Source organism: Komagataeibacter europaeus (genome assembly GCF_002173515.1).
Taxonomy (GTDB): domain Bacteria; phylum Pseudomonadota; class Alphaproteobacteria; order Acetobacterales; family Acetobacteraceae; genus Komagataeibacter; species Komagataeibacter europaeus.
Map to the genome: position 1 here is coordinate 1,706,347 of NZ_CP021467.1, position 17,184 is coordinate 1,723,530.

General features: G+C 64.4%; 17 protein-coding genes. 4 read left to right on the forward strand and 13 right to left on the reverse strand.

Annotated features, from left to right (window positions below):
- Positions 1-97 precede the first annotated feature (97 nt).
- From S101446_RS07890 to S101446_RS07900, 3 genes are read right to left on the reverse strand one after another with little or no spacing between them, the layout of a single operon-like run.
- Complete coding sequence (locus S101446_RS07890) at positions 98-667, reverse strand: DUF3465 domain-containing protein (protein ID WP_087608045.1); 570 nt, start codon at positions 665-667, stop codon at positions 98-100.
- Between the two features lie 55 nt (positions 668-722).
- Entirely contained in the window at positions 723-1,652 is a 930-nt protein-coding gene (locus S101446_RS07895) for a polyphosphate kinase 2 family protein (RefSeq protein WP_019090454.1), read from the reverse strand.
- Positions 1,653-1,654: 2 nt separating this feature from the next.
- Entirely contained in the window at positions 1,655-2,413 is a 759-nt protein-coding gene (locus tag S101446_RS07900; RefSeq protein ID WP_087608046.1) for an SDR family NAD(P)-dependent oxidoreductase, read from the reverse strand.
- Between the two features lie 130 nt (positions 2,414-2,543).
- Between S101446_RS07900 and S101446_RS07905 the strand changes: the two genes are divergently transcribed.
- Positions 2,544-3,128, forward strand: a complete 585-nt coding sequence (locus S101446_RS07905; protein WP_010506839.1) for a YqgE/AlgH family protein — start codon at positions 2,544-2,546, stop codon at positions 3,126-3,128.
- A gap of 21 nt (positions 3,129-3,149) precedes the next feature.
- On the opposite strand, the gene S101446_RS07910 is transcribed toward S101446_RS07905, so the two are convergent.
- The 6 genes from S101446_RS07910 to S101446_RS07935 form a co-directional block, all read right to left on the reverse strand.
- Positions 3,150-4,025 (reverse strand): TIGR01459 family HAD-type hydrolase, encoded by an 876-nt coding sequence (locus tag S101446_RS07910; protein ID WP_010506840.1) that lies wholly within the window; start codon positions 4,023-4,025, stop codon positions 3,150-3,152.
- Complete coding sequence (locus S101446_RS07915; RefSeq protein WP_087608047.1) at positions 4,022-5,098, reverse strand: quinone-dependent dihydroorotate dehydrogenase; 1,077 nt, start codon at positions 5,096-5,098, stop codon at positions 4,022-4,024. The genes S101446_RS07910 and S101446_RS07915 overlap by 4 nt, the downstream gene beginning before the upstream one ends.
- Before the next feature lie 44 nt (positions 5,099-5,142).
- Positions 5,143-6,351, reverse strand: a complete 1,209-nt coding sequence (locus S101446_RS07920) for an L-dopachrome tautomerase-related protein (RefSeq protein ID WP_087608048.1) — start codon at positions 6,349-6,351, stop codon at positions 5,143-5,145.
- A gap of 87 nt (positions 6,352-6,438) precedes the next feature.
- A complete protein-coding gene (locus S101446_RS07925) occupies positions 6,439-7,749 on the reverse strand; it encodes a c-type cytochrome (protein ID WP_087608049.1) in 1,311 nt (436 codons plus the stop codon).
- Positions 7,750-7,778: 29 nt separating this feature from the next.
- A complete protein-coding gene (locus S101446_RS07930; RefSeq protein WP_087608050.1) occupies positions 7,779-9,566 on the reverse strand; it encodes a GMC family oxidoreductase in 1,788 nt (595 codons plus the stop codon).
- Positions 9,563-10,213, reverse strand: a complete 651-nt coding sequence (locus S101446_RS07935; RefSeq protein WP_244184583.1) for a gluconate 2-dehydrogenase subunit 3 family protein — start codon at positions 10,211-10,213, stop codon at positions 9,563-9,565. Before S101446_RS07935 ends, S101446_RS07930 begins: the two co-directional genes overlap by 4 nt.
- 398 nt (positions 10,214-10,611) lie before the next feature.
- Between S101446_RS07935 and cbiB the strand changes: the two genes are divergently transcribed.
- Positions 10,612-11,655: an adenosylcobinamide-phosphate synthase CbiB gene (gene cbiB / locus S101446_RS07940; protein ID WP_087608052.1), complete on the forward strand. Its 1,044-nt coding sequence runs from the start codon at positions 10,612-10,614 to the stop codon at positions 11,653-11,655.
- 283 nt (positions 11,656-11,938) lie between these two features.
- On the opposite strand, the gene S101446_RS07945 is transcribed toward cbiB, so the two are convergent.
- The 3 genes from S101446_RS07945 to cobU are packed head-to-tail and all read right to left on the reverse strand — an operon-like array spanning position 11,939 to position 14,606.
- A complete protein-coding gene (locus tag S101446_RS07945) occupies positions 11,939-13,408 on the reverse strand; it encodes a cobyric acid synthase (protein WP_087608053.1) in 1,470 nt (489 codons plus the stop codon).
- A complete protein-coding gene (gene cobO, locus S101446_RS07950) occupies positions 13,408-14,016 on the reverse strand; it encodes a cob(I)yrinic acid a,c-diamide adenosyltransferase (RefSeq protein WP_048851374.1) in 609 nt (202 codons plus the stop codon). Before cobO ends, S101446_RS07945 begins: the two co-directional genes overlap by 1 nt.
- The gene (gene cobU, locus S101446_RS07955) at positions 14,013-14,606 is read right to left on the reverse strand and encodes a bifunctional adenosylcobinamide kinase/adenosylcobinamide-phosphate guanylyltransferase (RefSeq protein ID WP_019084600.1); all 594 of its coding nucleotides are present in this window, start codon (positions 14,604-14,606) and stop codon (positions 14,013-14,015) included. The genes cobO and cobU overlap by 4 nt, the downstream gene beginning before the upstream one ends.
- Between cobU and cobT the strand changes: the two genes are divergently transcribed.
- Together cobT and cobS are read left to right on the forward strand one after the other, a co-directional pair.
- Positions 14,605-15,633 (forward strand): nicotinate-nucleotide--dimethylbenzimidazole phosphoribosyltransferase, encoded by a 1,029-nt coding sequence (gene cobT, locus S101446_RS07960; RefSeq protein WP_087608054.1) that lies wholly within the window; start codon positions 14,605-14,607, stop codon positions 15,631-15,633. The two genes, cobU and cobT, sit on opposite strands and share 2 nt — an antisense overlap.
- Positions 15,630-16,382: an adenosylcobinamide-GDP ribazoletransferase gene (cobS, locus tag S101446_RS07965; protein ID WP_087608055.1), complete on the forward strand. Its 753-nt coding sequence runs from the start codon at positions 15,630-15,632 to the stop codon at positions 16,380-16,382. The genes cobT and cobS overlap by 4 nt, the downstream gene beginning before the upstream one ends.
- Here the strand turns inward: cobS and S101446_RS07970 are convergent.
- Positions 16,279-16,935 carry a histidine phosphatase family protein gene (locus S101446_RS07970; protein WP_010506859.1) on the reverse strand — a complete coding sequence of 219 codons (657 nt, stop codon included), beginning with the start codon at positions 16,933-16,935 and terminating at the stop codon, positions 16,279-16,281. The genes cobS and S101446_RS07970 overlap by 104 nt on opposite strands.
- Between the last annotated feature and the right edge of the window lie 249 nt (positions 16,936-17,184).

A 17,184-nucleotide genomic window follows, 5' to 3' on the forward strand; every position in this document is an offset into this window, starting at 1 on the left:
GTAAAAGTTTTGGTGCAGCTTTTTCAAAAAGCTTCAGGGAACGCCATCTTTAAAAAAGGCGGCACCCAAAAACTTCTCCAACATCTCAAACAGTCCCTTACTGGTAACGCGTGCCATTGACCGTCACATATCCCGCCACAGGCCACGTGCGACCGGTGCCGTGATGGGTCCAGTCAATGCCCTGGCTACGGGCGTTGTCGTAATAATACCGGCCCAGCACATCCGCCTGATCCCCCTTCGCCACCCACGGCCATGCGGGTGCGGACATACGATCCAGATCGGACACGATGCGGATGGACACGCCATTGCCGACATCAACATAGAAATAGCCATGCAGGCCGCTGCGGGTCCGTTTTGACGCGGATACCGCGATCACGCGGCCACAGATATGTTCGACACGATCAGGCTGGTCGCCCTGCCTGCCTTCCGCCGCCTCGACATCGGCAAGGAATTTGCGGTCATCGCAGGTTTCCGGCACGGGACTGGCGATGGCCTGGGTCTGCGCATTGTCCTTCTCACTGCCGGACTGCTGGTATTCTTCCCCGGCCTGTTCCCGCCTGTGGTGATGATGGCGACGCGCCTCGGCCGGTACCATCAGCGCGCCCTGCACCGCCAGGACCGCCGCCAGTCCCATCACCCCACGTATATGCCAGCGCGTTGCCGCCATGACTGTTCTCCATTCACACAAGATCACAATCTTTTGCGGGGTGTGGGCACGCACGTCAATGAACGGCGTGATGGGGGGCCTGTGGTGCCTCCGCTTCAAGCTGTTTGCGGGCCTTTTCCATTTCCGCCGCCATGGCGGGATCGGATGCCGGCATTTTCAGGTGCAGTTTTTCCAGCGCATCAATAATGGCCTCGATCACTACCAGACGCTCAAACCACTTCTGGTCGGCGGGCACGACAAACCATGGTGCATCGGGGTGGGCGGTGCGACGGATCGCTTCTTCGTACGCGCTTTGGTAATCATCCCAGTACTGCCGTTCATGGATGTCGGCTGGCGAGAATTTCCAGTTCTTGGCGCGATGGTCGATCCGGCGCAGGAAGCGCTTTCGCTGCTCCTCCTTTGACAGATGCAGGAAGAACTTCAGCACGATCGTGCCCTGACGCGCCATGTACTGTTCGAAATGGCTGATATCCTGATAACGGTCCCGCCAGAATGTCGGCTTCCTGCGCAGGGAGGCGGGCAGGCATTCATGATCCAGCAGTTCGGGATGTACGCGGGTGACCAGTACTTCCTCATAATGACTGCGGTTGAAAATGCCGATGCGGCCTGCCGCGGGCGCCGCCAGATGTTCGCGCCACAGGTAACCATGCGACAGTTCAACCGGGCCGGGCTGCTTGAACGACGTAACACTGACACCCTGCGGGTTGATGCCGGACATGACATGCTTGATCACGCCATCCTTGCCCCCCGCATCCAGCGCCTGCAGCACGACCAGCACGGACCATGTGCCATTGGCGTACAGCACCGACTGCAATTGCGACAGGCGGCCGATGCGTTCCTTCAGCAACTGCTTGCCGGTTTTCTTGTCCAGTCCGCAGGCTTCCGCCGCCCGCGTGGGACAGGACGCCAGGGAAAAATCATGTCCGTTGCGCACGCAGAACTGGCGCGCAAGCCTGTTACTCATATCCTTGGTCTTGCGGGCCATGATCAGTCCTTCATCCCCCGCGCCACCGCAAGCCCGCCCGCCGCCTGACAGACCGGCATCATCTCGATTTCATTGATGTTGACATGACGCGGCAGCGACAGGACCCAGGCCACCGTCTCGGCAATGTCGGTCGGCAGCAGCGGCTTCGTGCCTTCATACACCGCCGCCGCCTTTGCTTCGTCACGCAGGCGCACCTGACTGAACTCGCTCCCCCCGCACAGGCCGGGCTCAAGGTTCGTCACGCGCACATTATGGCCCAGCAGGTCGCAGCGCAGGTTGCGCGTGAACTGCCTGACAAACGCCTTGGTCGCGCCATACACATTGCCGCCCGTATAGGGATAGGTGCCAGCCGTGCTGCCCAGGGTGACGACATGCCCGCGGTCACGCGCCACCATGCCGGGCAGCAGCACACGGGTCAGTTCGACCATGCCGGTCACGTTGGTGGAAATCATGGTCTGCCAGTTGGCGATATCCGCGTCCTGCGCCTTTTCCATACCCAGCGCCAGCCCGGCATTGTTGACCAGCACGTCCACATCGCGCCATCCCTCCGGCAGGCTGCCCGGCAGGGCCGCGATGGCAGCGGCATCATCCATGTCCAGCCGGAAGGGCAGCAGGTCCGGCCCCAGTTCCGCCGCCAGGGCGTCAAGGCGTTCCTGCCTGCGGCCGGTGGCGATGACACGGTATCCATCATGCACAAGACGGTGGGCAATCGCCTTGCCGAATCCGGCTGTGGCACCGGTTACCAATGCGGTCTGCTTCATGGTCGATCTCCTTCCTGCATGTAACGGCAAGCCTTGCATATTGCAGGACATCCGTCATTGAGAACAATCACACCACGGATCACGCCTGAAATGGTTGCAAAGGAGGACAAATCCGGTTCTATGGTGGTGTATGGCTTCCTTTGCGACAACTCCAGGCTGCAGCCTGACGGGTCACCTGCTTGTGGCCACCCCTGCCCTGACTGATCCCGCTTTCGCGCGCAGTGTCATCTATCTGTGCGCCCATTCGCCCGAGGACGGGGCCATGGGTCTGGTCGTCAACCGTCGCCTGTCCCAGCCTGTCCTTGATGATGTGCTGGAACAGCTTGGTATCGCCCCCGTCCCCCCGCGTCGCCGCATCAACCTGTGCGCGGGCGGACCCATGGATAACGGGCGGGGATTCGTGCTGCATACATCGGACTGGAGCGGTGACGGCAGCCTGCCGGTGGACCGCACCACCACGCTTACGGCCAGCCTGGACGTGCTGCGTGACATAGCCGATGGCAATGGCCCCGCCCATGCGCTGCTGGCCATGGGCCATGCCAGTTGGGAAGCGGGACAGCTTGAAGAAGAAATGCTGCACCATGATGCATGGATCGCGGCCCCGGCCACAGAAAAGATCGTATTCGGGGCCGATCACAACGCCAAGTGGCGGCAGGCGCTGGCCAGCGTGCACATTGACCCCGCGTGGTACAGTTCCGCCACCGGCCACGCCTGAACGCAGGCGCGGACCGGCCGCTTACCAGCGCAGGGAGGGCACGCAGGCCACCGGCGCAAGCCCGGCGGCCGTGGCTTCTTCCACCGCAAGATCGTAATCCGGGTTACGCCCCTGCGCCCAGCTGCCGCCCAGCATTTCCTGATGGATGCCGCCCAGTACCCAGCAGCCGTCAATCCCGACAGTCGCCGCGCCACGCATGTCGGTCGCCAGCGCATCCCCCAATGCCAGCACCCGGTCGCGTGGTACATCCAGCAGTGACAGCGCCAGCCCGTACACTTCGGGATAGGGCTTGCCGATCCAGCGCACGTCACGGCCATGTTCCGCATACCAGCCCGCCATGGCCCCGGCACAGATCAGGCGCTGCGTGCCCCGGATGACCTGCTGGTCCGGGTTGGCGCAGATCATGGGCAGCCCGTGTACGGCGCAGCGTTCCAGCAGCGGCAGGTAGGGGGCGATGTCTTCTTCCCCCAGTTCGGCATCAGGCCCGGTATTGAGTACGAAATCCGCATGGGCCGGGTCGGTGACCACATCAAGGTCCAGCCCGGCATAGACATCCACGTCCTTTTCCGGACCCAGATGGATCATGCGTCGCCCCAGTGCGGCAAACCACGGGTCATCGCGGCTGGCCAGCATGCGGTGGGTGCATTCGCCACTGGTCATGATGGCGTCATACAGGTCGGCGCTGACGCCCATGCGGCGCAGGTTTGGCTCCACCGTTGCGGTCCGGCGTGGCGCGTTGGACAGCAGCACGACACGACGGCCCGCCTCACGCAGCCGCTGCAGGCATTCCAGAACACCGGGATAGGGCTGCACCCCATTATGCACCACACCCCACAGGTCGAGGATGTAGCCGTCATAATCATCGTTCAGCGTGGACAGCCCGTCATGCCATTTCATTTGAGTGCGGTCCCCCTGGCGTCGGCCAGCGTCTCGAACCCTTCGGCGCGCAGTGCGCGCAGGGTTTCGGCCTTCAGGCGCGCAATGATGCCCGGCCCTTCGTAAACATAGGACGTGTAGATCTGCACAAGGTCAGCGCCCGCACGCACCCGGTCCACGATATCCGCCCCGGTTTCGATCCCGCCACAGGCCACCAGCGCCACGCGGCCAGCCGCCACCTGCGCCACACGGGTCAGCATGTCCTGCGCCAGCGTGCGCAGTGGCCGACCGGACAGGCCACCAGCCTCATCGGCATACGGGCTGCGCAGCCCCGCCGGGCGGGAAATGGTGGTGTTGGAGACAATCAGCCCCTGCGCGCCACCGGCAATCGCGGCCTCGACCACGGCCGCCACGTCATCATGCGCGATATCGGGTGATATCTTGACCAGCAGCGGTGGCCGTTCGGGGTGGGCGACGTTGATCGCGTCCAGGATGCCCTTCAGCCGCGTGGCCTCCAGCAGGTCACGCAGGCCCGGCGTATTGGGCGATGACAGGTTGATGACGATGTAGTCGGCATAATGCTTAACCCGCCCGACCAGCATGGGGTAATCGCGTTCGGGGTCCGCCCCGGTCTTGTTGATGCCAAGGTTCGCACCTACCGGCACCTGCGCGCCCGGCGTGCGGCGCGGGGACGACACGCGGTGCAGGCGGGCCATGCGCACGGCAAAGCGGTCGATGCCCTGATTGTTGAAGCCCATGCGGTTGATGATGGCGCGGTCTTCCGTCAGCCGGAACAGGCGCGGCCGCGGGTTGCCGGGCTGCGGGCGCGGGGTCACGGTCCCGGCTTCGACAAAACCGAAGCCCGAACGCGCCAGCAGGCGCACGACCAGTGCATTCTTGTCAAACCCCGCCGCCATGCCGATGGGGTTGGGAAACCGCAGGCCCATGGCCCGCACCGACAGCGCCGGGTCATCTTTCCCCGGGCACGATACCCCGCCCAGCCCAAGCTGCAAGGCATCAAGGGCGACACGATGGGCGGTCTCGGGTTCCAGACGCCGCATGAGCGGCAGGATCATACGCGACATAATATTCATGGCTGCGATTGTTGCCGCAATTCAGCGTCGGGGGAAAGGGGCAACTAACCGTGCGCGGGCTTTGTCGCGTCCACGGGCATGGGCGCATCGGTGGGAAAGCGGATCAGGTAATAGGGCGGCACCCGCAGGTCATGCCCGCCATTCAGCCCACCCAGCCGGTTCCACTGTCCCAGCGTGCAGTAAACCATGTCGCCATCAACGAATATTCCGTCGGGCGAAAGGATACGCGGGTCATGCACCATGGTGTCGAACGTCCCGTCGGCATTGCGGCGGAAGATGGCGTCATGTTCGAAATTGGTGGTGTAGATCCGCCCCCTTGCATCACTGGCCAGGCCATCGGCCACGCCCTTTTCCCCCAGGTCACGGATCCCGGCGGCAAGCTGAGCGTCGGTCCTGGAAAAATCAGCCAGAAGGCTGGTGGGAATGCTGTACAGCCGCCTGCTGGTCAGGGGACTGTAATACAGCGTGGCGCTGTCGGGTGACAGGGTAATGCCATCCACACCGCCCCAGACAAAGGCGGGCGGGTGCTGCGGGGGGTCGAATACCAGCGGCCGTCCCTCCACCACCGCCATGAAGGGGCGCTCCGCCTGAATGGAGGGATGATCGGCCAGCACCCGGCGCTGCCGTCCTGTCGCGATATCCACCACCACAAGGGCGGGTGACAGGCCGAAGGAGGAATCAGTCACATAAACCGTGCCCTGCGCCCCATGCGTCAGATCCACCCGCAGGTCATTCATGTGGCTGTCCGGCAGCAGGGTTGGCGCGCGCAGGATGATGCTGGCGAATATCCGGTCCGTTTCCGGGTCGATCCCGATCACCTTCGCCGCACCCGGCGCCAGTGGCTGCCCCGCCAGCTTGCCATCATCAATGGCCCATAACCGGCCCCGCGCATCGGTTGTCATGCCGTGCACGGACATGAGGCGGTTGGCGGGAACCTGATCGGAGGGCATGCTGTGCGCGGCATCGGGATAGGGATACAGCTTCCCGTCCTTCAGTTCCGCCAGGGTCGCCCCGTGGTGATTGACCGCATGGCGGGGAAAGCCCACGAATACGCGCCCATGCGTCACCGCAATCCCCGACGGGCCGGGACCATCAAACCGGGCAACGATTTCAAACGGGCCGGACGGCGCCACGCCGTGGTCACGGTTGGTGGTGTCATGCGCCGGTTCCGCCGCATGCGCGACACCTGCCATGCCAATGGCCAGTGGCAGGATGGCGCGGAACAGGTCACGCCTGTGCATGGACATGGTCATCGTCTCCCCCCGGTGCCGGATATCAGGCCATTCATGCAAGTCCGGGGCACAAGGGCAACCGAACCCGTCCCCGCGCATGGTTCACAATCAGTTCATGGGCACGGATACAGGCGGGTGTTCGGGCGACAGTGTGCGCCGTATCCGCGCGACATCCGTAACTGTTACGGCGGGCGCGTCATTACCCCATGCCGCGCGGATGAAGGTGACGGTATCCGCAACGGTACTGTCATCCATGCGCGCGGCGAACCCGGGCATGACAAAGGCGGAGGGCGCCTGCCGCGTGGCGCGCAGGGTATTCCCCTCCAGCACGATGCGGATCAGGGAATCGGGCTTGGGGTCCATGACCACCGGATTGCCCGCCAGTGGCGGGAACGTGGTGGGATAGCCATGGCCGTCGGTGCGGTGGCAGGCCGCACAACTGTCGACATAGGCACGCGCCCCCCGGGCGGAGACATTACCCGCGTGCAGGGCGTCGGTCACTGCCGGGTCATAGGTCCAGCCCCGCGCCAGCGCCGGTGCCGCGGGAGAGAGGGTCTTGAGGTACCGCGCGATCGCCAGGCGGTCCTCATCCGTCATGTGCTGCGTGCCATGGCCGATGGCGTCCGTCATGCCACCAAAGGCAGCCCCCAGTGGCATGCGCCCGGTGGCCAGGAAACGCACGATGTCCTGTTCATTCCACCGTCCCAGCCCGGTGCGGTTTTCCCCGCGCAGGCTGACGGGACGCCAGCCATCCACTGCATCCCCCCCCGACAGGTACAGCGGCCCGTCCTCCGCCGTCAGGGCCTTTTCCTGCATGGTCAGGGCGCGCGGCGTATGGCATGCGCCGCAATGTCCCGGCCCTTCGACCAGGTAGCTGCCACGGGCGACCAGCGGGTCGGCAAAGGTGCGACGGTCCATGTCTTGCCGCACGGCCTTCGGGTCGGGGGCATACAGCATGCGCCAGATGGAAAGCGGCCAGCGCATGGACATCGGCCATGACATGCCATCCTGCGCCACCACATGCACGACGGGTTTCACGCCCTGCATGAAATAGACATACAGCACATGCACGTCCTCATCCGTCAGGCGTGCATAGGATGGATAGGGCATGGCCGGGTACAGCGTCGTCCCGTCGCGCCGGATGCCCCGGCGCAGGGCACGGCGGAACTCGGCTTCGGAATACTGGCCAATGCCGGTCTGCCGGTCCGGCGTGATGTTGGGCGCGTACAGCGTGCCGGTCGGCAGGTGGAAGGCCATGCCCCCGGCAAATGGCGCCTCACCGGGTACGCTGTGGCAGGCCGCGCAATCGGCCACGCGGGCCACGTATTCCCCGCGCGCAATCACATCATCCCGCGCCGGTTCCTGCGCGCGTGCGGACGGCCCGCACACCATCACCGCAAGTATTGCACTGGCCAGCATGCAGAACCGGCCTGCCCATGCCACGGCCCTCATCCCGCCAGCGGCCCGGGATGGGACAGGTAGGTCGTGCGGATATGGTGGGCGGCCCAGTACGCCAGCGCCGCGACCATGCCCGTGGGGTTGTACCCCGTTCCCTGCGGAAAGGCGTTCGCCCCGATCACGAACACATTATGCACATCCCATGACTGCAGGTAGCGGTTGAGCGCGCTGGTCCCGGGGTCATTGCCCATCACCGCCCCCCCACCCAGATGGGTGGTCTGGTACTGTCTTGTATCGAACGGCTTGCCGAATTCACGTTTTGTCAGGTTGACACGCCGTGCGCCCATGGCCTTCGCCACATCGCCGATCCTGTCCACCACATAGCGGTTCATGCGGATGTCATTGTCTTTCCAGTCAAACGTCATGCGCAGCAGCGGCTGTCCGTAGGCATCCTTCCATGTCGGGTCGAGGTCGAGATACACGTCCCGATAGGCCATGTTCGCCCCATGCGCATCAATCCGCAGGGAATGGCGGTAGGTGTCGATCACGCCCGCCTTCCACGCACTGCCCCAGCGCGGCGTGCCCGGCGGCCCGCCGGAACGGGCGGCGGCAATGGCCTTCACGCCTGCCTGGTTCACCCAGACCGGCGATCCCCCCACGAAACCCAGCGGTCCATGGTCGAAGTTTTCACTGTTGAAATCATCAAACGCGACACCACCACCGCCAGCGCCGATATACTGGTTCGTATCAATGCTGCGGTCGAGCCAGACATTGCTGGTCGTCACGTTCTGGTAGACGAAATTGCGCCCCACCACCCCTTCGTTGTGTACGGGATCATAAGGTCTGCCGATGCCCGACAGCAGCATGAGCCGGACATTATGGAACTGGAAAGCCGTCAGGATCACCATTTCCGCAGGCTGGGTCACAACCCTGCCGTCGGGGTCGGTATAGGTCACGCCGGTCGCGCGCCTGCCATCCGCATCCAGTTCGACCTTCAGCACATGGCAGCCTGCGCGCAGTTCAAACAGCGGATGCCGCCGCAGCACCGGCAGGATGTTCACGTTGGGCGATGCCTTGGAATACATGTAACAGGCATACCCGCTGCAATAACCGCAGAAATTGCACGGGCCCATCTGCGCGCCATACGGGTTGATGTACTGCCGCGATGCATTGGCCGCAGGCAGGGAATAGGGATGGAAGCCCACTTCCTCGGCCGCCTTGCGGAACAGGTGGGCGGTATAGACATCCTTCAGCGCGGGTAGCGGGAAATGGTCCGAGCGTGAGGGAGAGAACATATTTCCCTTCCCCACGACCTGTCCCTTGACCATGTACGCTTCGCCCGATGTGCCAAATACCTTTTCCGCCTTGTCGAAAAAGGGTTCCAGTTCCTCGTAGCTGACGCCGTAATCCTGAAGGTTCATCCCTTCGGGAATGAATTTGGCGCCGTATTTCTCGATCACGCGCGTGCGCAGGCGCAGATCATCGGGTGGCATGCGGAAATGCACGCCCGACCAGTGCAGGCCCGCGCCCCCCACGCCCTCACCGGGCAGGAAGGCGGCCATGCGGCGATAGGGCAACGCCGTCTGCTGGCTGTTGTTGCGGATGGTGACCGTGTTTTTCGACAGGTCCTGGAACAGTTTATAGCGGAAATTGGCTTCCAGTTCGTCGATCGAGGCAGGATAGGCCCCATCTGCCGCCGTGCTACGGTCCGGCCCGCGTTCCAGCATGACGACCGACCGCCCGGCCTCGGTCATTTCCTTGGCCATGATCGACCCGGCCCAGCCACCGCCCACGATCACCACGTCAACCGGGTGCAGCCTGCGTGCGTCGTCGCTCATGCCGTTTCCCCCGAGATGGAGACACTGCCCAGCGGGTAATGCGCGCCGTAGCGGTCCACCCAGTCCATGAAATCCGCCCGCGCACCGGGAAAGCCCAGCATGGTCCAGCCCCCAAGGCCGGTATTGCCGCCATGTACGGGATCCGAAAATGCGCCTTCCATCACATTGGCCAGCAACTGGTCAAAGAACACGGTGGACGGCATGTCGCCAAAGATCATGCTGCCGTTTTCGGCACCATGCAGCAGATCGTCCTGCAATGCGGGCGCAAGCCCGGCGAACGGCCTGCCATGACGAGTGGCGGCGTGCGCGTTCATGCCCGCGATCCCGCGTCGGTACAGGTCACGCGGGGCATAGGGCAACTGGTAGCCAAGGTTGTCCGGCCCTTGCACGAAGGGCCCCTGCATGTACCACTGCGCGCCAGAGGCGTAGGGGGTATCCATCTGCATGTCGATGAAACGGGGCACATCCAGCGCCAGTGCGCCGGGGCCGTTTTCATCGGCCGGGATCAGGCGGTCACAGGCGGCGATCAGGAACGCCCATTCGGCAGGGGTGAAAAAACGCGGGGCATAGGGCGTGGGCCGACTGGCATGACCCGAGGGGGAGGCAAGAACCGTACTGCATGCGGCAACCCCTGCCAGTCCCTGCATGAACTGCCGCCGCGACGAAGTGAACCGTAAACCACTGATACCCAAAAATGCCTACCCGTTTGTCATGTCTCTCTTGATCCGAATGCTCACTATATCCGTGAGGTATGGATAAATGCCTAGTCCATTTTTCCGACATATTTATTAATGCAAGAAATATTGATCACGGCAAAACGGGTGCGGGTAAACTTTTCCACATTCCGCCAGTCCGCTCCGCAAGGACGGCGGTATCCCGGCATTCCCGGTTTGATCGGTTGCAGATCGTATCAATTTTCCAGGGATATTTTTTAACAAAATTTCAGCGAAACGCCGTCTCTTTGAAAAAAGGCAGCACCCGGAAGAACTTTTATTATTTTCATCAACAGGATATTGCCAGATACGCCCTGACATGACGCGCGCCCTTGACCCGTTACGGGGCGCACCATATCCACGCGGGCATGCGCCCTGCCCTTTTCATGCTGCGAAATCTTGGCACCACCTGCATCGCGTCAGTGACCGACATGGCCGTGGGTTACCCGCAGGCGCTGGTGCGCCGTGTCGGACATCCGGTCATGTGGACCGGGGGGCTGATCGGCCTGCTGGACAGGCGGCTCAATACGCCAGACGCCACCCCGGCACGACGCCGGGCCAGCGGTTTTGTGGCCAGCGTGCTGATTGTATCGGTGCCCACGGCAACTGCCATACTGGTGGATCGTGCCATCCACCGCATCCTCCCACGGTGGCTGGCGCTGCCACTGACGGCGGTGCTGGCCAGTTCCCTCGTGGCCCAGCGTTCGCTGCATGACCATGTCAAAGCCGTGGCGGTACAGGCGCAGGACAGCCTGCCCGCCGCCCGGCGCGCCGTCTCCCACATTGTCGGCCGCGATCCTGAACAACTGGATGAGGCAGGCGTACTACGCGCCGCGACCGAGACACTGGCCGAAAACTTTTCAGACGGCATCGTGGCCCCCCTGCTGTGGATGGTGGTGGGCGGCCTGCCGGGCGCGGTCTTCTACAAATCGGTCAATACGGCGGACAGCATGATCGGCCACCGCACGCCCCGGCATGAAGCCTTTGGCTATGCGGCGGCGAAGCTGGATGATCTGGTCAACCTGCCTGCGTCCCGGCTGTCGGCACTGTGGATCATCCTTGCCGCCCTGACCCTGAAGGGCATGAATGCGCGGGACGCCGTGCGCATCCTGCGGCGCGACGCCCGTCACCATCGTTCCCCCAATGCCGGGTGGCCGGAGGCCGCGATGGCAGGCGCGCTGGGCGTACGCCTGTCCGGTCCCCGCGCCTATAACGGTGTCAGCGTGGCGGAACCGTGGGTGGGGGATGGCCGGTCCGGACTGCTTCCTGCCGACCTGCACCGTGCCCTTGCGCTGTACCGTCGCGCCTGCCTGATCCAGACACTGGCGGGTGTGACAGCCACGGCCCTGCTGGCCCGGGCGTCACGGCGGCGCTGATCCGGCGCCTGTCCTCATCAATGCCAGACCTGACCAGTTCCAGCTGTCCTTCCACATAAACAAGAAAATTGCGGATATTGTTTTCTTCAATCGCGACGATCGCACATTCGGCAGGCTGGATGGCGCGCGGCACCCATCAGCCGATGCCAGCCCGACGAGATGTTCCGAACAGACGGCCCGGATTTCAGCAATGACATCCGGACAGACAAAGCGATGGGTCACCGCAGACCGCTTCCCGCGATGATGATGCGCGCCCCGCGCGATCGGGATGGCGACGGACGTTTCAGCCCCGTACCGGGCGCGTCATGGCCAGCAGGCCGTCGATATCGAGATGCATTTCCAGATGATCGGCAAGCGCATCCAGCGCCGCGTCCACCGTCGCGTCATGGTCATGCCCGTCCGACCGGCCGCCCAGCCGCGCCAGCAATGCCGCCCGCGCCCCGCCATCGGCCAGCAGGCCATGCACATAGGTACCCCATATCCGGCCCGACGGACTGACCGCGCCATCATACCGCCCGCCCAGGTCAATCAGGGGACGCGCGTCATGATCGGGGCCGGTGGTGCGGCCGATATGCATTTCATATCCGCGCATGGCGGCCCCTTCGGGCAACAGGTGACCGGCCACATCCTCCAGTCGCTTGCTGCCTTCCAGCACCGTGGCGACATCCAGCAGCCCAAGGCCATCCACGGTGCATGGCGCGCCCTCGATCCCCATCGGGTCGGCAATGCTGCGCCCCAGCATCTGGTAGCCACCGCATATGCCCATGACATGCCCGCCACGCCGCACATGGGCATGGAGGTCGATATCCCACCCTTCATCCCGCAACGCCGCGAGATCGCCGATGGTCGCCTTCGCCCCGGGCAGGATCACAAGGTCACAGGGCGGCAGCACCTGTCCCCGTTGCACCATGGTCAGGCTGACCCCGTCTTCCGCCGCAAGCGGGTCGAGGTCATCAAAATTGGCGATCATAGGCAGACAGGGCACGGCAATGCGCACGCCCTGCGTCCCACTGCCGCGACTGGCGCGCAGGTCGGCGGCATCTTCCGCCGGCAGGTCACGCACGCGGTCAAGAAAGGGTACAAGCCCCACGGCCCGCCAGCCGGTCATGTCGGCAATCGCCGTCATCCCGGCATCAAACAGGGATGGATCGCCACGCATGCGATTGACGATAAAACCCTTTATGCGCCGCGCGTCCGCATCGGCCACGACCGCCTGCGTGCCGACAAGGCTGGCGATCACGCCGCCCCGGTCAATATCCCCCACCAGCACGACATCAACGTCCGCCGCCTGCGCAAAGCCCATGTTGGCGATATCATCGGCCCGCAGGTTGACCTCCGACGCGGACCCCGCCCCTTCGACCAGCACGATGTCCGCCTGACCGGCAAGGGTATGGAAACTGTCCAGCACCTCGGGCATCAGGCCGCGCTTGAAGGACTGGAAATCGCGTGCGCGTACCTGCCCGCGCATGCGCCCGCGCACCACAAGCTGCGATCCGGTCATGCCCTGCGGCTTGAGCAGCACGGGATTCATGTCCACCGACAGCGCCACCCCGCAGGCCCGCGCCTGCAGCGCCTGCGCGCGCCCGATTTCGCCCCCATCCGCTGTGACGGCGGCATTGTTTGACATGTTCTGCGGCTTGAACGGGCGCACGCGCAAGCCACGGCGCGTCAGCGCGCGGCACAACCCCGCCACCAGCACCGACTTGCCCACGCTGGACCCGGTGCCCTGGAACATGAGCGCGCGCGGGGCCATCAGAATTCGATCCCGGCCTGCGCCTTGACCCCGTTTTTGAAATGATGGGCGACCTGCGTCATTTCGGTCACCAGATCGGCGGCCTCAATCATGGCGGGGCGGGCGTTGCGGCCCGTCACGACGACATGCTGCATGGCGGGCCGGGCGGCGATATCGGCCAGTACCTCATCAACCGGCAGGTAGTCATACCGCAACGCGATATTGAGTTCGTCCAGTATCACCATCGCCACGTCCGCGCGTCTCATGGCTGCGCGCGCCTGATCCCATGCCGCACGGCAGTTGGCGATATCGCGGGTGCGGTCCTGCGTGTTCCATGTAAAGCCTTCGCCCAGCGCATGCCATTCCACCTGATCGCCAAAGCGTTCCAGCGCCTTGCGCTCCCCCGTGTTCCACGCCCCCTTGATGAACTGGACCACCACGATGCGCCCGCCATGGGCCAGCGTGCGCAACGCCATGCCAAAGGCGGCGGTGGACTTGCCCTTGCCTGCGCCGGTATGCACCGCCAGCAATCCCTTCTCGATGGATTTGCTGCTGACTTCACGGTCCTGCACGGCCTTGCGCCTGGCCATTTTTTCACGGTGACGGATTTCTTCGGGGGTAAGGGTCATTTCATCTCCATCGGCAGGCCAGCCACTACAAAAACCACGCGCGCGACATCCCGCGCAACAGACTGGTGCAGCCAGCCTGCCTCATCACGGAAGCGACGCGCCAGCGCATTATCGGGCACGATGCCCTGACCCACCTCGTTTGACACCAGCACGGTCGGACCCGCGCGACGCCCCAGGGCGGCCAGCAGCGCCCGCGTGGCAGCGGCAATATCATGTTCGCCCAGCATGAGGTTGGTCAGCCACAGCGTCAGGCAGTCCACCAGAACGGGCGATGTCCCGGCAGCGTCAAGGGCCACGGGCAGATCCAGCGGTTCCTCGACCGTATGCCAGCCAGCCCCCCGCCGCGCGCGGTGATGGGCCACGCGCTCGGTCATTTCCCCGTCATGGGGCTGACAGGTGGCAAGGTAGGTCCATGGCGCGGGCCATTGGGGGAACAGGTTTTCGGCAAAACGGCTCTTGCCCGACCGTGCGCCCCCCAGCACGAAAATGCAGCCCTGCATACCGGACATCGTATCGGATTGGGCCGCCATCTTCATTTTATCCTCCGCCATCTTGCATCCGGGCGCATAAGACCACACAACGCTGCCCATGCCATCCCGTCTTTCCTTTCCATGCGACATGGCCGCGCTGCGCCAGCTATGTCGTGACCTGCCGCCGCCCGACATGGGGGCGGATGCCGCCATAACCGGGCATGACAGCCAGCTGACCAAGCCACCGGGCAGTCTGGGACGGCTGGAGGAACTGGCCCGCTGGGCCGGACAGTGGCAGCATACCGACCGCCCCCGCACCGAACGGGTGGATATCATCGTCTTTGCCGGCAACCACGGCGTGACAGCGCAGGGCGTGACACCGTGGCCCGTTGACGTCACGCGCCAGATGGTCGCGAATTTCCGCAATGGAGGGGCCGCCATCAACCAGATCGCCCGCGTAAGCGGCGCATGCCTGCATGTGGTTGAGGTCGAGGACCTGCGCCCCACCGCCGACATGACCCATGCCCCGGCCATGGACGAGGCGACATTCCTGCGCGCCCTGGCCGCCGGCATGCGGGCCGTGCGGCCGGATACGGACCTGCTGTGCCTGGGGGAAATGGGCATTGGCAACACGACCCCCGCCGCTGCCCTCTGTGCCGCCCTGTTTGGCGGCGGGGGCGCAAAATGGGCGGGACGCGGCACTGGTCTGGATGACGCCGGGGTGCGGCACAAGGCAGCGGTGATCGACCGCGCACTGCACCACCACGGCATGTACCTGACCGATCCGCTGGCCATTGCGCGTTGCCTTGGCGGGCATGAACTGGCGGCAATCATGGGGGCGGTCATCGCCGCGCGGTACGGGAACATTCCCGTTCTGCTGGACGGGTTCATCTGCACGGCGGCGGCAAGCCCGCTGGCGCTGCTGCACCCCCACGGGCTGGCGCATACCCGCCTGTCCCACTGTTCGGCCGAAGGGGGACATGCCCACCTGGCGGCAGCACTCGGCCTGTCCCCCCTGCTGGAACTGGGACTGAGGCTGGGTGAAGGATCCGGCGCGGGGCTGGCCATTCCTCTTGTCCGTTCCGCCATCGCCTGCCTGTGCGGCATGGCGACGTTCGCACAGGCGCGGGTCAGCGAAAAGGCATGACCATCATGGGCCGCCTGCGTGCCGACCTTGTCTGCGGGATCGGGCTGCTGACCCGCCTGCCGGTGGGGGGACTGGCGCGGGACGACCTGCCCTATTCCATGACGCGCAGCATCTGGTGCTGGCCGCTGGTCGGCGCGGGGGTGGGGGCATGCGGCGGCCTGCTTTATGCGGGGCTGCTATGGATGGGCATCGCGCCCCTGCCAGCCGCGGGGTGGAGTGTCGGCATGCTGCTGCTGGCCTGTGGCGGACTGCATGAAGACGGGCTGGCGGACATGGCCGATGGTTGTGGCGGGGGGCGGGACAGGGCGCGCAAGCTGGAAATCATGCGTGACAGCCGGGTGGGCAGCTATGGGGTGATGGCGCTGGTCATTGCGCTGCTGGTGCGGGTTACGGCACTGGCCGCCATGCCGGGGGCCGTGGCCGTCATGGCCATGCCGGTGGCTGGTGCGCTGGCGCGCGCATCCATGGTGGTGGTGCTGTGGCGCCTGCCGCCCGCGCGCGGTGACGGGCTGGCCAGTTCCATGGCGCGCCTGCCGGGTCAGGCGCTGGCAGCCTGCGTGGTTCTGGCCGCCGCAAGCGCGGTCGTACTGCTGCCCCCTGCCCGTGCGGTCCCCGCCTGCGCCGTCGCGATCATGGCGGCCCTTGTCATGTGCCGGTTCGCACGACGGCAGGTTGGCGGCCAAACCGGAGACGTTCTTGGTGCAACGGCAGTTGTGACGGAATGTGCGATTCTGGCTGCCCTGTCCTGATGCCGGGTGGCCCCTGTTCGATCACCCGCACCGAACCCATGGGCGGCGACGGGGCCAGCAGGCTACCGGGCATGCCATGGACCATCCCCTGCATGAGGCGCAGCGGCCCCCCATGGGTCAGCACGGCGCAGGACTGGCCATACTGCTGCATATCATTCCAGAACTGCCGGACACGGGCGCGCAGGTCGCGACCGCTTTCGCCACCCGGGGGGGTGAAATCACTGACATCGGCCGCCCATGCATCAAGCGCGGTACGTGAAATGTGAGTCCATGGACGGCCTTCCCATTCACCAAAGCTGATTTCACGCAGACGTGAATCCACCTTCAGTTCCAGGTTCATGAACTCCGCCACCCGTTCCGCCACCATCTGGCAGCGCCGGGCCGGTGAAGAGAACAGAATCCTGCATCCCACCCCCTGCATGACGGTGCGCAGGCCATCGGCCATGCGCTCCCATCCATCCGCCAGGGCAACGTCCCGCTGGCCGTAACACAGGCCTTCCGCCCCGATGACCGCGGGATGGCGCGCCAGCACAATTGCAAAACGGTCAGTCATCCGCTCCTGCCTTCCAATCTGTCCTTCTGAACATCCGCGAAGTTCGTGAACATCGCCATAAGTCGGATAAGGGGGCAGCCCCCCGATAAGGACATGCCACTTTTTTGCCCCACGATGCCGGGACAGGATCGATACCGACAAACAGGACTAAATAAAGCCTGTTTACAAAAAGATATGTATTCTGCATATCGGCATCTGTACATTAACACATTCCAATTTGCTGATACCCCGGGTCTGCACATTCCCGTT